The following is a 13,526-nucleotide window of genomic DNA, read 5'->3' as shown; positions in this document are numbered from 1 at the left end:
GCCGTCACCCCAGAATGATCAGGGCTTCCACCCTGCCACGGGCGTCAGAGCATCCGTCGCATCGCGAGGTGCGGTATGCCCGCGTCCTGGAATTCGTCGCCGTACGCCTCGTACCCCAGCCGCTCGTAGAAACCGAGGGCCCGGGTCTGGGCGTGCAGGTCCACCGCGACCAGGCCACGCGCGCGTGCGGCCTCCTCGATGGCCCGCACCAGCGCCACGCCCACCCCGAGGCCGCGCGCCGCCTTCACCACCGCGAGCCGCCCCAGCGAGCCCACGCCCTCGGCGCCACCGGTCTTGCGGGCCGCGTCCGCCCCGTACAGCAGCCGCCCCGTTCCCAGGGCGGCGCCGTCGGCACGGCGGACCGCCAGGACGTGGACGGCGGTCGCGTCGTAGGCGTCGTACTCGATCTCCTCGGGCACGCCCTGCTCGGCGACGAAGACCTCGCCGCGGACGGCGAAACCCGCCTCACGGTCGGCGTCGGTCACGGCCTCCCGTACGAGGAAGGGGCTCACGCGCTCTCCGCGGCGATCGTGTCGAGGGCGTGCTGGAGGTCGGCCGGGTAGGTGCTCTCGAACTCGACCCACTGCCCGTCCGCCGGGTGCTCGAAGCCGAGCCGGACGGCGTGCAGCCACTGGCGCGTCAGGCCCAGTCGCTTGGCCATGGTCGGGTCGGCGCCATAGGTCAGGTCGCCGACGCACGGGTGGCGATGGGCCGCCATGTGGACGCGGATCTGGTGGGTGCGGCCCGTCTCCAGCTTGATGTCGAGGAGGGAGGCCGCGCGGTACGCCTCGATCAGGTCGTAGTGGGTCACCGAGGGCTTGCCGTCGGCGGTGACGGCCCACTTGTAGTCGTGGTTGGGGTGGCGGCCGATGGGCGCGTCGATCGTGCCGCTCAGCGGGTCGGGGTGGCCCTGCACGAGCGCGTGGTAGCGCTTGTCGACCGTCCGGTCCCGGAACTGCGCCTTGAGCAGCGTGTACGCCCGCTCCGACTTGGCCACGGCCATGAGCCCGGAGGTGCCGACGTCGAGCCGGTGCACGATGCCCTGGCGCTCGGCGGCACCGGACGTCGAGATGCGGTAGCCGGCCGCCGCGAGGCCGCCGATCACGGTGGTACCGGTCCAGCCGGGGCTGGGATGCGCGGCCACGCCGACCGGCTTGACGATCACGACGATGTCATCGTCGTCGTGGACGATCTCCATGCCCTCGACGGGCTCGGCGACGATCCGCACGGGCGCGGGGGCGCCCGGCATCTCGACCTCGAGCCACGCGCCACCGCTGACCCGCTCGGACTTGCCGACGACGGCGCCGTCGACGAGCACCTTCCCGGCAGCGGCCAACTCGGCCGCCTTGGTACGGGAAAACCCGAACATACGGGCGATGGCGGCGTCGACGCGCTCGCCTTCCAGGCCATCGGGAACGGGCAGCGTGCGAATCTCGGGAATCGTGCTCACCCGTCGAGTATGCCTTGTCAGTCCTTGTGGACGGTCCCGTCGGGGTCCAGCCCCTTGAAGGACAGGATCACGATCAGGAAGCCACCGCACACGATCGCGGAGTCCGCCAGGTTGAAGACGGCGAAGTGCGCGGGGGCGATGAAGTCCACCACCGCGCCCCGGAAGACGCCCGGCGACCGGAAGATCCGGTCCGTGAGGTTGCCGAGGGCACCGCCGAGCAGCAGACCCAGGGCGATGGCCCACGGCAGGCTGTACAGCTTGCGCGCGAGCCGCACGATCACCACGATCACCACCGCCGCGATGCATGTGAAGATCACGGTGAAGGCCTCACCGAAGCCGAAGGCGGCGCCCGGGTTCCGGATGGCGTTGAGCTGCAGCAGGTCACCGAAGACCTCGATCGGCTGGTGGTGCTCCAGCTTCGCGACCACGATCATCTTCGAGCCGAGGTCCAGCAGGTACGCCACGAGGGCCACGGCGAAGAGCACGACGACCCTGCGCCTGCCCCTGGGCCGCTCGGCGGGCACCGCAGCCTCGTCGTCAACATCCGGCGTACCGATGGTGCGCTCCACCTCTGCCACGTGAGTCCCTCAACCTAGGTGCCTGACTGACCACGAGGGTACGTCACAGGCATACGGGTTCAGCCGCGCCGTTCCTGCTTCTGCTTGTCCTCCACGCACAGGGTGGCCCGCGGGAACGCCTGCATCCGCGCCTTGCCGATCGGCTTGCCGCACACCTCGCACAGGCCGTACGTCCCGGCGTCGAGCCGCTGCAACGCGCGCTCGGTCTGCTCCAGGGTGGCGCGGGCGTTGGCGGCCAGCGCCATCTCGTGCTCACGCGTGATGTTCTTGGTGCCGGTGTCGGCCTCGTCGTGCCCGGCCCCGTCGCCGGAGTCCCGCATCAGCCCGGACAGCGCCTCCTCGGAGGCGGCGAGCTCGGCCTGCAGCCGCACCACCTCGCTCTCCAGCCCCGCTCGCGCCTCGGCGACCTCCTCGGGGCTCCAGGGGTCCTCCCCGGGCCGTACGGCCAGCTCCTCGGGCGCCGTACCGGCGATCCCCCGTGCCGGCGGCACCGCCGAGGCCGCCTGCGCCGTGGTCACGTCCGCGATCTTCTTCGCCACCGTCCTGGCTCCCGTCTTCTCCGCGGCCTGCGCCGCCCCACCCTCGGCGGCCACCTTGGCCGCCGCCGCGTTCTTTCCGCCCGCTTTCTTGGCGGGCGCCCTCCCGGTAACCGCCTTCTTTGCGGCCGCCCTCCCGGCGAATGCCTCGTCGGCCGGCGCCTCCGTGGCTGATGCGTCCCCGGCTCGTGTGGCCGTGGCTCGTGTCCCTGTGGCTGGTGTCTCTGTGGCCGGCTCCTTGGCCGATGCCTTCGTGGTCGGTGCCTTCGTGGTCCGTGCCTTACTCGCCGGCGCCCTCTTGGAGGGCGCCTTCTTGGTCGGCTTCTTCTCAGAAGGCGCCTCCGAAGCGGGGGCCCCTTCGGACGGCGCCCCCGTGGGCGACGCCTTCCTGGACGCTTCCTTACCCGTGGGCGCCTTCTTAGGCGGTGCCTTTCCGGCCGGTGCCCGTTCGGACGGTGCTTCCGTGGTCGGCGTCCTCAGGGGCCCCGGCTCCTCCGCGACCGGCGGGGCTTCCTGGGCGGTCGGGACCGGACCGGGGGCCTTCTTGGTGGCCGGCTTCTTCCGTCGGGGCTCGCCGTGGGCGCCCTCCGGGGGCTCGGCGCTCTCGGCCGCCGGCGCAGCGGCCTCCGCCACGGGGCCTGGGGCCTTCTTCGCCACCTTTTTCGCCGCCTTTTTCCCCGCCCTCTTCGCGGGCGCCCTCTTGGCCGGTGCCTTCTCGGCCGCCAGGGCCCCCACCGCGGAACCGGGCGCCGTGCCGCCGTGCGGGTCCTCCAGGGCCCTCTCGGGCGCCTCCCGGCCCTTGGCGGCCCTCTTCGCGGGAGCCCTCTTGGCCGCCTTCCCGGACGCAGGCCCGGGTGTGGTCCGTCCGGCGGGCTCCGCACCGCCGGCCGACGTCGCCTTCGTGGTCGTCTTCCTGGCGGTCGTCTTCTTCACCGCCGCCTTCCCGACGGTGCTCTTCTTGCCGGCCGTGTCCTTGGTCGCCGCGCTCGTGGCGATGGGTCTCCCGGACGTCGCCGTCTTCTTCGCGGCGGTCTTCTTCGCCACCATGTCGCGGCCCCTTCACATATTGTGATCTTGCTCGCGAATCGTGCTGGGACGATAAATCGACTCCAGCCCCGCGGCAACGGGGCACGCCGCCGGTTCCGGTCGCCCCATGCCCGCGGCAAGGACAGCCTGCATCCGTTGTGCCCAGCTCGCCGCCCCGTAATCCGGCCACCCGGCCCGCCCGGAGCACGCGGAAGGCCGCCCGCCGGGGTGTGCCCATTCGGGTCACGCGGCGGGCCCCGCGAAAAGCGGTCGGCCGCTCCCCCGCCGGGCCCGTACACTGGGCGCAGCGAAAGGCGTGGATGGGGACAAGTAGCGTCGTACGCAGCCATGAGCGACCCGGGGACGGTGAGAGCCCGGGGGCGAGCCCGATGTGAAGCATCACCCCGGAGCCGCCGGAAGAACGCCCGCGGGAGACCGCAGGGCCAGTAGAACCGGCATCGCGACCCCAATGAGGGGGCTCAGGGCACCGGCACCAGCGGTGGCCCCGGGCCAAGGAGGGTGGTACCGCGGGAGCACGCAGCGCGCTCTCGTCCCTCCGACGGAATGAGAAACAGTCCGCCGGAGGATTCGATGTCGCTGTACCGCCAGGTACCCGCCCAGGTCGACCTGCCCGCCCTCGAGCACGCCGTGCTCGATTTCTGGCGCGAGCACAAGGTCTTCGCCAAGAGCCTCGAGCAGTCCGAGGGCCGCCCCGAGTGGGTCTTCTACGAGGGCCCGCCCACCGCCAACGGCATGCCCGGCGCCCACCACATCGAGGCCCGCGTCTTCAAGGACGTCTTCCCCCGCTTCCGCACCATGCGCGGGTACCACGTCGCCCGCAAGGCCGGCTGGGACTGCCACGGCCTGCCGGTCGAGCTCGCCGTCGAGAAGGAGCTCGGCTTCTCCGGCAAGAAGGACATCGAGGCGTACGGCATCGCCGAGTTCAACGCCAAGTGCCGTGAGTCCGTGACCCGCCACACGGACGCGTTCGCCGAGCTGACGACCCGCATGGGCTACTGGGTCGACCTGGACGACGCGTACCGCACCATGGACCCGGAGTACGTCCAGTCCGTCTGGTGGTCCCTGAAGGAGATCTTCACCAAGGGTCTGCTGGTCCAGGACCACCGCGTCGCCCCCTGGTGCCCCCGCTGCGGCACGGGCCTGTCCGACCACGAGCTGGCGCAGGGGTACGAGACGGTCGTCGACCCGTCCGTCTTCGTCCGCTTCCCGCTGACCTCCGGCCCGCTCGCCGGCGAGGCCGCCCTGCTGGTCTGGACGACCACCCCCTGGACGCTGGTGTCCAACACCGCGGTCGCCGCGCACCCCGACGTCACGTACGTCGTCGCGACGAACGGCGAGGAGAAGCTGGTCGTCGCCCAGCCGCTGCTGGAGAAGGCTCTGGGCGAGGGCTGGGAGGCCACCGGGCAGACGTTCACGGGCGCCGAGATGGAGCGCTGGTCGTACGAGCGCCCCTTCGCCCTCGTCGACATCGAGGGCGCCCACTTCGTGGTGAACGCCGACTACGTGACGACCGAGGACGGTACGGGTCTGGTCCACCAGGCGCCCGCCTTCGGTGAGGACGACCTCAAGGTGTGCCGCGCGTACGGCCTGCCCGTGGTGAACCCGGTCCGCCCCGACGGCACCTTCGAGGAGGACCTCGACCTCGTCGGCGGCCAGTTCTTCAAGAAGGCCGACGAGGCGCTGACGGCCGACCTCCAGGCCCGGGGCCTGCTCTTCAGGCACATCCCGTACGAGCACAGCTACCCGCACTGCTGGCGCTGCCACACGGCGCTGCTGTACTACGCGCAGCCGTCCTGGTACATCCGCACGACCGCCGTCAAGGACCGCCTCCTCCAGGAGAACGAGAACACCAACTGGTTCCCGGACTCCGTCAAGCACGGCCGCTTCGGCGACTGGCTCAACAACAACATCGACTGGGCGCTCTCCCGGAACCGCTACTGGGGCACCCCGCTGCCGATCTGGCGCTGCGAGGAGGGCCACCTCACCTGCGTCGGCTCGCTGGCCGAGCTGACCGAGCTGACGGGCACCGACCAGTCGTCCCTGGACCCGCACCGCCCGTACATCGACGACGTCACCTTCCCCTGCCCGACCTGCCGGGAGACGGCCACGCGCGTCCCCGAGGTCATCGACGCCTGGTACGACTCGGGCTCGATGCCCTTCGCGCAGTACGGCTACCCGTACAAGAACAAGGACCTCTTCGAGAAGCGCTACCCGGCGCAGTTCATCTCGGAGGCCATCGACCAGACCCGCGGCTGGTTCTACACCCTGATGGCGGTCGGCACACTGGTCTTCGACAAGTCGTCGTACGAGAACGTCGTCTGCCTGGGCCACATCCTCGCCGAGGACGGCCGCAAGATGTCCAAGCACCTGGGCAACATCCTCCAGCCCATCCCGCTGATGGACCAGCACGGCGCGGACGCAGTGCGCTGGTTCATGGCGGCCGGCGGCTCCCCGTGGGCGGCCCGTCGCGTGGGCCACGGCACGATCCAGGAGGTCGTCCGCAAGACGCTCCTCACGTACTGGAACACGGTCGCCTTCCAGGCGCTGTACGCCCGTACGGCGGGCTGGGCGCCGTCGGCCGAGGACCCGGCCCCGGCGGACCGTCCCGTCCTGGACCGCTGGCTGCTCTCCGAGCTGCACGCGCTCGTGGACCAGGTCACGCAGGCGCTGGAGTCGTACGACACCCAGCGCGCCGGAAAGCTCCTCTCCTCCTTCGTCGACGACCTGTCGAACTGGTACGTCCGCCGCTCCCGGCGCCGCTTCTGGCAGGGCGACAAGGCGGCGCTGCGCACCCTGCACGACGTGGTGGAGACCGTCACGCGCCTGATGGCGCCGCTGACCCCGTTCATCACGGAGCGGGTCTGGCAGGACCTGGTCGTCCCGGTGACGCCCGGCGCGCCGGAGTCCGTCCACCTCTCCACCTGGCCGGAGGCGGACCTGTCCGCCATCGACCCGGCCCTCTCGTCCCAGATGGCGCTGGTGCGCCGCCTGGTAGAGCTGGGCCGCGCCACGCGCGCGGAGTCGGGCGTCAAGACGCGTCAGCCGCTCTCCCGCGCGCTGGTGGCGGCGGCGGGCTTCGAGTCGCTGTCGCCGGAGCTGCACGCCCAGATCACGGAGGAGCTGAACGTCAGCTCCCTCGCGTCCCTCTCCGAGGTGGGCGGCTCGCTCGTCGACACCACGGCCAAGGCGAACTTCCGCGCCCTGGGCAAGCGTTTCGGCAAGGGCGTCCAGGACGTGGCCAAGGCGATCGCGGCGACGGACGCGGCGGCGCTGTCCCTGGCCCTGCGCGAGGGCACCGCGACGCTGCCGGTGAACGGCGAGGAGATCACCCTCACACCCGACGAGGTGATCATCACGGAGACGCCGCGCGAGGGCTGGTCGGTCGCCTCCGACTCGGGTGCGACGGTCGCCCTGGACCTGGAGATCACCCCGGAACTGCGCCGCGCGGGCCTGGCCCGTGACGCGATCCGGCTGATCCAGGAGGCCCGGAAGAACAGCGGCCTGGACGTCGCGGACCGCATCGCACTGCGCTGGCGGTCCACGGACCCGGAGGTCACCGCGGCCCTCACGGACCACGCCGATCTGATCGCCGACGAGGTCCTGTGCACGGACTACGCCCCCACGGAGGCCGACGCCGGCTTCGGGGAGCCGTTCACGGATGAGTCGCTGTCCCTGACGTTCCGCCTCCGCAAGGCGTAATCACTGCCAAGGGCCCGGCCACCACCCGGTGGCCGGGCCTTCGCCTTCCCCTCCCACCGCGGCGCCCGCGGCACCGCTCCGCGCACGCCGAAAGGGCCGGGGCCCAGGACATGGTCCCGGGCCCCGGCCCTACAGCCTGCCGGCCGACGGCTACGCGCTCATCGCGCGATCGCCCCCGTCAGTTGTCGTCCTCGTCGATGAGGAAGCCGCGCATCGGCGACGGGGCCTGCTGCATCGGCTGCGGCGCCTGCGGGCGCACCGGCGCCATCGGCTGGGTCATCGCCGGCGACATCTGCTGCTGGCCGCCGTACGACGGGCCGCCGCCCATCGTCGGGTTGCCGCCCATGGACTGCTGACCACCGTACGACGGGGCGCTCGCGCCCGCGGACGCCATCGACGGGGACGGCGGCAGCGACGGGGCCGAGGGGCTGCGCGGCGGGGCCAGCGAGTCGTCGGCCTGGGTCTCCAGCTGGCGCAGCTGGCTCTCCAGGTACGACTTCAGGCGCGTGCGGTACTCGCGCTCGAAGCCGCGCAGGTCCTCGACCTTGCGCTCCAGCGTGGCGCGGGCGGACTCCAGCGAGCCCATCGCGACGCGGTGCTTCTCCTGCGCGTCCCGCTCCAGCGCGTCCGCCTTGGCGCGCGCGTCGCGCTCGAGGCCCTCGGCGCGCGAACGGGCCTCGCCGACGATCTTGTTGGCCTCGGAACGGGCCTCCGCGATCGCCTGGTCGGCGGTCTGCTGGGCGAGGGAGAGCACACGAGCGGCGCTGTCACCGCCCGGGCCCTGGCCCGGCTGCGACATCTGCGGGCCGTGACCGCCCATGGGGCCGCCCATCGGGCCACCCATGGGACCGCCCTGCATCGGGCCGTGGCCCATCGGGCCCTGCGGGCCACCGTGGCTGGGACCGGCCGGCAGCTGGGGAGCACCACCTGGCAGCTGGGGCGGACCCATCTGCGGGGGCTGCTGCTGGACCGGCGGTCCGGATATGGCGGCGGGCACGGGAGCGCCGGGACCCACAGGCCTGTTGTCCTGCTGCTCCGGCGGCTTGCGCATCCCCTGCTGCTGCTGGTTCTGCGCGGCGGCGCGCGTGGCCGCGGCCAGCTTCGCGCGCAGATCCTCGTTCTCGCGGAGCAGGCGCGTCAGCTCGGCCTCGACCTCGTCGAGGAAGGCATCGACCTCGTCCTCGTCATAGCCTTCTCGGAGGCGGACGGTCGTGAACTGCTTGTTCCGCACGTCCTCGGGGGTCAGCGGCATCTCTTCTTCACCTCTACGTAGTCGTCGGCAGTCGGCAGGACCGTATCGCTACACCCTCATCGCGAAGCCACCCACGATGTTGAGCAGGATGTAGACGATGATCATCAGAACGAAGAAGGACAGGTCGAGTGCCACGCTCCCGAGACGCAGCGGTGGGATGAACCGCTGCAGAAGCTTCAGTGGTGGATCGGTGACAGTGTAGGTGGCCTCCAGTACGACCACCATCGCCTTCCCGGGTTCCCATGAACGGGCGAACTGGAAGACGTATGTCATGACCAATCGGAAAAACAACAGGACGAGGAAGCACATCAGAGCGATGTAGATCACCTGCAGTGCGACGCCCATCCCGCGCTTCCCTCTCCCCTGATCATGTCCACCGGCCCTTCCGGCCGGCCGTTCCCGGTGTCATGCCCTCAGCTCTGGTTGAAGAATCCGCCCTCTGCGATGCGGGCCTTGTCCTCCGCCGTGACATCGACGTTAGCAGGCGACAACAGGAACACCTTCTGCGTCACTCGCTCAATGCTGCCATGCAGACCGAAGACCAGACCGGCGGCAAAGTCGACAAGTCGCTTCGCGTCCGTGTCATCCATCTCGGTGAGATTCATGATCACGGGCGTGCCCTCACGGAAGTGTTCCCCGATGGTACGGGCCTCGTTGTAGGTCCGCGGGTGCAGAGTGGTGATGCGGTAGGGCTCCCGCTCGGACACGACCTTGGGCATGATCACCGGTGCGTTCTTCTCCAGGCTCGGACGTTCAGGTGTGATGGATGCCACGGGGGCGATTCGGGCGGGTCGTCCGCTTTCAGCGGCAAGCGGAACAGGTTCCCGCTGCACCGGGGGTTGCGGTACGACACGTACCGGTTCCTCCCGTTCCGCCTGGAGCGGAGGCGCGGAGTGGCGCCGCCGGTCGCGCTCGGGCTCCGGCTCCAGCTCGGGTTCGAAGTCGTCATCGGGGTCGAAGCCCCGGCCGTCGTACCCATCGTCCTCCACGAGGCCGAGGTAGACCGCCATCTTGCGCATCGCGCCGGCCATGCTCTGAGTCCTCCGCTCTGTGGTGGATCGGCAACGTCAGCTCGTGCCCACGATCCACTGGGCCTGTCCGCCGTTCGGCGGAAATGACCATATTTTCTGCTGTGGTCCGACTTGCTTCGCGACGTTACCCGAGCCGGGGTCGGTCTCCGAGTACCGCCGTACCGATGCGTACATGTGTCGCTCCGGCCGCCACGGCGTCCTCGAGGTCCGCACTCATCCCTGCTGAGACCATGTTCGCAGCCGGATGAATCGCGCGCAGGCGGGATGAGAATTCCATCAGCCGAGCGAACGCGGCCCGTTCGCGCCCCGCGTACGGCCCGGTCAGCGGCGCCACCGTCATGAGCCCGTCGAGTCGCAGCCCCGGCGCGGCCTCCACGGCGGCGGCCAACTCCTCGATGCCGTCCGGTGCCACGCCGCCCCGGTCGCCGCGCTCGCCCGCCTCGGCGTCGAGCGCGACCTGGATCAGGCAGCCCAGCTCGCGCCCGGCGCGCTCCGCCGCGCCCGACAGCGCGGTCACCAGCTTCGGCCGGTCGACCGACTGCACCACATGCGCGTAACCGGACACCGAGCGAACCTTGTTCGTCTGCAGCTGTCCGACGAAGTGCCAGGTCAGATCGAGATCCGCGCAGGCCGCGGCCTTGGGCGCGGCGTCCTGGTCGCGGTTCTCGGCGACGTGACGGACGCCCAGCTCGTGCAGCAGCCGCACATCGCTCGCCGGGTAGGTCTTGGTGACCACGATCAGGGTCACGTCCTCCCGCTTGCGACCGGCGGCCGCGCAGGCGGCGGAGATGCGTTCCTCCACCCGCTCCAGGTTCCCGGCGAGTTGGGTCCTGCGGTCCGTCATCCTCCACCCTCCGCCAAACTCCGGCCGGGAGGTTCCCCAAGCCAGACATAACCGGCGAGTCGCCCGGTGGTGCGATCGCGACGGTACGAGTAGTGGTCGCGCGATTCGAGCGTGCAGATCTCCGACGCGCGCCGGTCGCGCACCCCCAGCGCATCGAGCTGGGCGTGCACTCCGGCGGCGACGTCGACGGCCGGTGTGCCCCAACTCGTCTCGGAACGCGCCTCCGGTACGGCCGCGGCGACCTCGTCCCGCATGGCTTTCGGAACCTCGTAGCACCTCCCGCACACGGCGGGGCCGGTACGGGCGGTGATCCGGGACGGCTCGGCGCCGAACTTGATCATGGCTTCCACCGTGGCCGGCACGACCCCGGCGACCATCCCGGGGCGACCGGCGTGCGCCGCGGCCACCACGCCCGCCTCCGGGTCGGCGAGGAGGACGGGCGTGCAGTCCGCGGTCAGCACGGCGAGCGCGAGTCCGCGCCGGGTGGTGACCACCCCGTCCACCGCCGGGATCTCCCCACCGGACCACGGACCGTCGACCACGGCGACGTCCCGGCCGTGGACCTGGTTCATCCAGACGACGTGCGCCGGGTCGAGCCCGAGCGCCTTCGCGGTGAGCGTGCGGTTGGCCCGTACGGACCCGGGGTCGTCGCCGACCGCTCCGCCGAGGTTGAGCTCTTCGTACGGAACGGCGCTCACCCCGCCCCACCTGTCGGTGAAGGCGAAGTGCGCGCCGTTCACGGATTCGCGCTGCCCTATCACTTCACAAGGTCACTTCAGGAAGTCCGGGACGTCCAGCTCTTCGGCCGAGGTGTCCGGGTACGGGCGGGCCGGCGGGACCGCCGTCGGGCTGACCGGCGACAGCGGCGACTCGCTCGCCACCGGGGCCGGCTCGACCGGCGGGGCCGGGGGCTCCTCGCGGACCGGCACGGTGCCGAGGCCGCCGACGGACCGGGAGGGTTCGGTGGCCCGCGGCGGGGGCGCCGGTTCCTCGCGCTTGGCGGAGGACGAGGCGCTGAGGATGTTGTCGCGCCGTGCCGGCGGCTGTCCGCCGTCGAACCCGGCCGCGATGACGGTGACCCGTACCTCGTCACCCAGGGCGTCGTCGATGACGGCGCCGAAGATGATGTTGGCCTCGGGGTGGGCTGCCTCGCTGACCAGCTGGGCCGCTTCGTTGATCTCGAAGAGGCCGAGGTCCGAGCCGCCGGAGATGGAGAGCAGCACACCGCGGGCGCCGTCGATGGACGCCTCCAGCAGCGGCGAGGAGATCGCCATCTCGGCGGCGGCCACCGCGCGGTCGTCGCCGCGCGCCGAGCCGATGCCCATGAGCGCCGAACCTGCCTCGGACATGACCGACTTGACGTCGGCGAAGTCGAGGTTGATGAGGCCCGGGGTGGTGATGAGGTCGGTGATGCCCTGAACACCCGACAGCAGCACCTGGTCGGCGGACTTGAACGCGTCCAGCACGCTGACCTGGCGGTCCGAGATGGACAGCAGCCGGTCGTTCGGGATGACGATGAGGGTGTCGACCTCTTCGCGGAGCTCGGCGATGCCGTCCTCCGCCTGGTTGGCGCGACGCCTGCCCTCGAAGGTGAACGGCCGGGTGACCACACCGATCGTCAGGGCGCCGAGCGAGCGCGCGATGTTGGCGACGACGGGGGCGCCGCCGGTGCCGGTGCCGCCACCTTCGCCTGCGGTGACGAAGACCATGTCGGCCCCCTTGAGGACCTCCTCGATCTCCTCACGGTGGTCCTCTGCCGCCTTGCGACCGACTGCCGGGTTGGCTCCGGCCCCGAGGCCGCGGGTGAGTTCACGACCGACGTCGAGCTTGACGTCGGCGTCGCTCATCAACAGAGCTTGCGCGTCCGTGTTGATGGCGATGAACTCGACGCCCTTGAGACCGACCTCGATCATTCGGTTGATGGCATTGACACCACCGCCGCCGACACCGATGACCTTGATGACTGCGAGGTAGTTCTGCGGTGCTGCCACGTCGAAGGCCTCTCGCCTCGAGTTACGTGTCGCCGCTTCGCGGTGGTTGTCGCGCCGCGACGACGGATGCCGATGGGACGGTCCGAAACGCCGACCCAAACCCTAACCTTGAAGTTTAGGGTTACCAGTGTCTCTGTTCGCTGGACTCTTCCGAACAGGACACTAAGTCGACAAGTGGCGCACGTTCAACGAACACGCCGAACCTCCCGTTTTTCTTTTCACCCTATGTGATCACCCATAGCGCTGACCAACCAGGGTGCTGGCCAGGGCATATGTGCGTCAACTCCGCGACGCCGCAGGCGCTGTGGGGGCACTCACGTCGAAGTGCCCCGCTTTGGGAGCGGCCTTCATCAGTGCGGTGAGCGCACGGGCTTTCGCCTCGCCGTCCTCGCCACTGCCCCACACCACCGTCCGGCCGCCCGTCAGCTCCAGGGTGATGGAGTCGTACGAGCGGACGCCCACGATCCGGGTGTCCCGGGCGACGGGCGCCGGGAGGACGCCCGCCACGCCGACCGCTTCCCGGGTGAGCCGTTCGACGTCGAAGCGGCGCAGACTCGGCGACTGATCGACCGTCAGCCTGAGCAGGGGCACGCCCTTGGGGGCACGGTCGACCGTGGCGTAACGCACACCCTTGGCGTCCACTTCGAGGAACTTCTCGCCCTTTTCCAGCAGCAGTACCGGGCGGCGTTCGGTCACGTTCAGAGCGATGCCGTTCGGCCAGGACCGCTCGACGGCCACCGAGTCGATCCGGGGCAGGGAGCGCAGCAGCCGGTCCTCGATGGCGTCCGTGTCGACCGACACCAGGGGCGCACCGAGCGGCACGGCGGCGGTCGCCTTCACCTGGGCCGGCGTCAGCACCCGCGTACCCGTGACCGGGACGTCCCGGACGCGCAGCCACTGTGAGCCGTACAGCACCCAGATCCCGGCCGCGAGGAGCACGAGGGCCGCCAGGGTCACCAGGATGGTCCGGCCGGAGGGCAGGCGCGTACGGCCGCCCGCCGGCCGCCCCGGGCGGGAGGGGCGGGCCGACGACGTTCCTCCGGGCTTGCGGGCGCCGCGCTCGGCGGTCGTCGTCGATCCGGCCATGCTCCCTGCCTT

13 protein-coding genes are annotated in these 13,526 nt (G+C 70.8%); 2 read left to right on the top strand and 11 right to left on the bottom strand.

Annotation, left to right across the window (positions count from 1 at the left end):
* Window positions 1–44 precede the first annotated feature (44 nt).
* From ABZZ38_RS03675 to ABZZ38_RS03660, 4 genes are read right to left on the bottom strand one after another with little or no spacing between them, the layout of a single operon-like run.
* Window positions 45–512, bottom strand: coding sequence for a GNAT family N-acetyltransferase (locus ABZZ38_RS03675; RefSeq protein WP_356735343.1), 468 nt, complete (start codon window positions 510–512; stop codon window positions 45–47).
* Window positions 509–1,450 (bottom strand): RluA family pseudouridine synthase, encoded by a 942-nt coding sequence (locus ABZZ38_RS03670; RefSeq protein ID WP_356735341.1) that lies wholly within the window; start codon window positions 1,448–1,450, stop codon window positions 509–511. Before ABZZ38_RS03670 ends, ABZZ38_RS03675 begins: the two co-directional genes overlap by 4 nt.
* Window positions 1,451–1,467: 17 nt before the next feature.
* Window positions 1,468–2,028 (bottom strand): signal peptidase II, encoded by a 561-nt coding sequence (gene lspA / locus ABZZ38_RS03665; RefSeq protein ID WP_356735339.1) that lies wholly within the window; start codon window positions 2,026–2,028, stop codon window positions 1,468–1,470.
* A gap of 59 nt (window positions 2,029–2,087) precedes the next feature.
* Window positions 2,088–2,621, bottom strand: coding sequence for a TraR/DksA C4-type zinc finger protein (locus ABZZ38_RS03660; protein ID WP_356735337.1), 534 nt, complete (start codon window positions 2,619–2,621; stop codon window positions 2,088–2,090).
* Window positions 2,622–3,390: 769 nt separating this feature from the next.
* On the opposite strand from ABZZ38_RS03660, the gene ABZZ38_RS03655 reads away from it, so the two are divergent.
* Complete coding sequence (locus ABZZ38_RS03655; RefSeq protein WP_356735335.1) at window positions 3,391–3,636, top strand: hypothetical protein; 246 nt, start codon at window positions 3,391–3,393, stop codon at window positions 3,634–3,636.
* 545 nt (window positions 3,637–4,181) lie between these two features.
* Window positions 4,182–7,310, top strand: a complete 3,129-nt coding sequence (gene ileS, locus ABZZ38_RS03650) for an isoleucine--tRNA ligase (protein WP_356735333.1) — start codon at window positions 4,182–4,184, stop codon at window positions 7,308–7,310.
* A gap of 178 nt (window positions 7,311–7,488) precedes the next feature.
* On the opposite strand, the gene ABZZ38_RS03645 is transcribed toward ileS, so the two are convergent.
* The 7 genes from ABZZ38_RS03645 to ABZZ38_RS03615 all read right to left on the bottom strand — a co-directional run bounded on the left by ABZZ38_RS03645 (window position 7,489) and on the right by ABZZ38_RS03615 (window position 13,514).
* Window positions 7,489–8,562, bottom strand: a complete 1,074-nt coding sequence (locus tag ABZZ38_RS03645) for a DivIVA domain-containing protein (protein WP_356735331.1) — start codon at window positions 8,560–8,562, stop codon at window positions 7,489–7,491.
* Window positions 8,563–8,610: 48 nt separating this feature from the next.
* The gene (locus ABZZ38_RS03640) at window positions 8,611–8,907 is read right to left on the bottom strand and encodes a YggT family protein (RefSeq protein WP_356735329.1); all 297 of its coding nucleotides are present in this window, start codon (window positions 8,905–8,907) and stop codon (window positions 8,611–8,613) included.
* 68 nt (window positions 8,908–8,975) lie between these two features.
* Window positions 8,976–9,593 carry a cell division protein SepF gene (gene sepF, locus ABZZ38_RS03635; RefSeq protein WP_356735327.1) on the bottom strand — a complete coding sequence of 206 codons (618 nt, stop codon included), beginning with the start codon at window positions 9,591–9,593 and terminating at the stop codon, window positions 8,976–8,978.
* A gap of 124 nt (window positions 9,594–9,717) precedes the next feature.
* A complete protein-coding gene (locus ABZZ38_RS03630) occupies window positions 9,718–10,437 on the bottom strand; it encodes a YggS family pyridoxal phosphate-dependent enzyme (protein ID WP_356735325.1) in 720 nt (239 codons plus the stop codon).
* Window positions 10,434–11,177, bottom strand: coding sequence for a peptidoglycan editing factor PgeF (gene pgeF / locus ABZZ38_RS03625; protein WP_356735323.1), 744 nt, complete (start codon window positions 11,175–11,177; stop codon window positions 10,434–10,436). Before pgeF ends, ABZZ38_RS03630 begins: the two co-directional genes overlap by 4 nt.
* 30 nt (window positions 11,178–11,207) lie before the next feature.
* Window positions 11,208–12,428 carry a cell division protein FtsZ gene (ftsZ, locus tag ABZZ38_RS03620; RefSeq protein WP_356735321.1) on the bottom strand — a complete coding sequence of 407 codons (1,221 nt, stop codon included), beginning with the start codon at window positions 12,426–12,428 and terminating at the stop codon, window positions 11,208–11,210.
* 279 nt (window positions 12,429–12,707) lie between these two features.
* Window positions 12,708–13,514: an FtsQ-type POTRA domain-containing protein gene (locus ABZZ38_RS03615; protein ID WP_356735319.1), complete on the bottom strand. Its 807-nt coding sequence runs from the start codon at window positions 13,512–13,514 to the stop codon at window positions 12,708–12,710.
* Window positions 13,515–13,526: the final 12 nt, after the last annotated feature.

The organism is Streptomyces sp. NPDC006368 (assembly GCF_040612535.1).
Taxonomy (GTDB): Bacteria; Actinomycetota; Actinomycetes; order Streptomycetales; family Streptomycetaceae; genus Streptomyces.
This window is presented reverse-complemented; position numbering and strand designations above follow the sequence as displayed.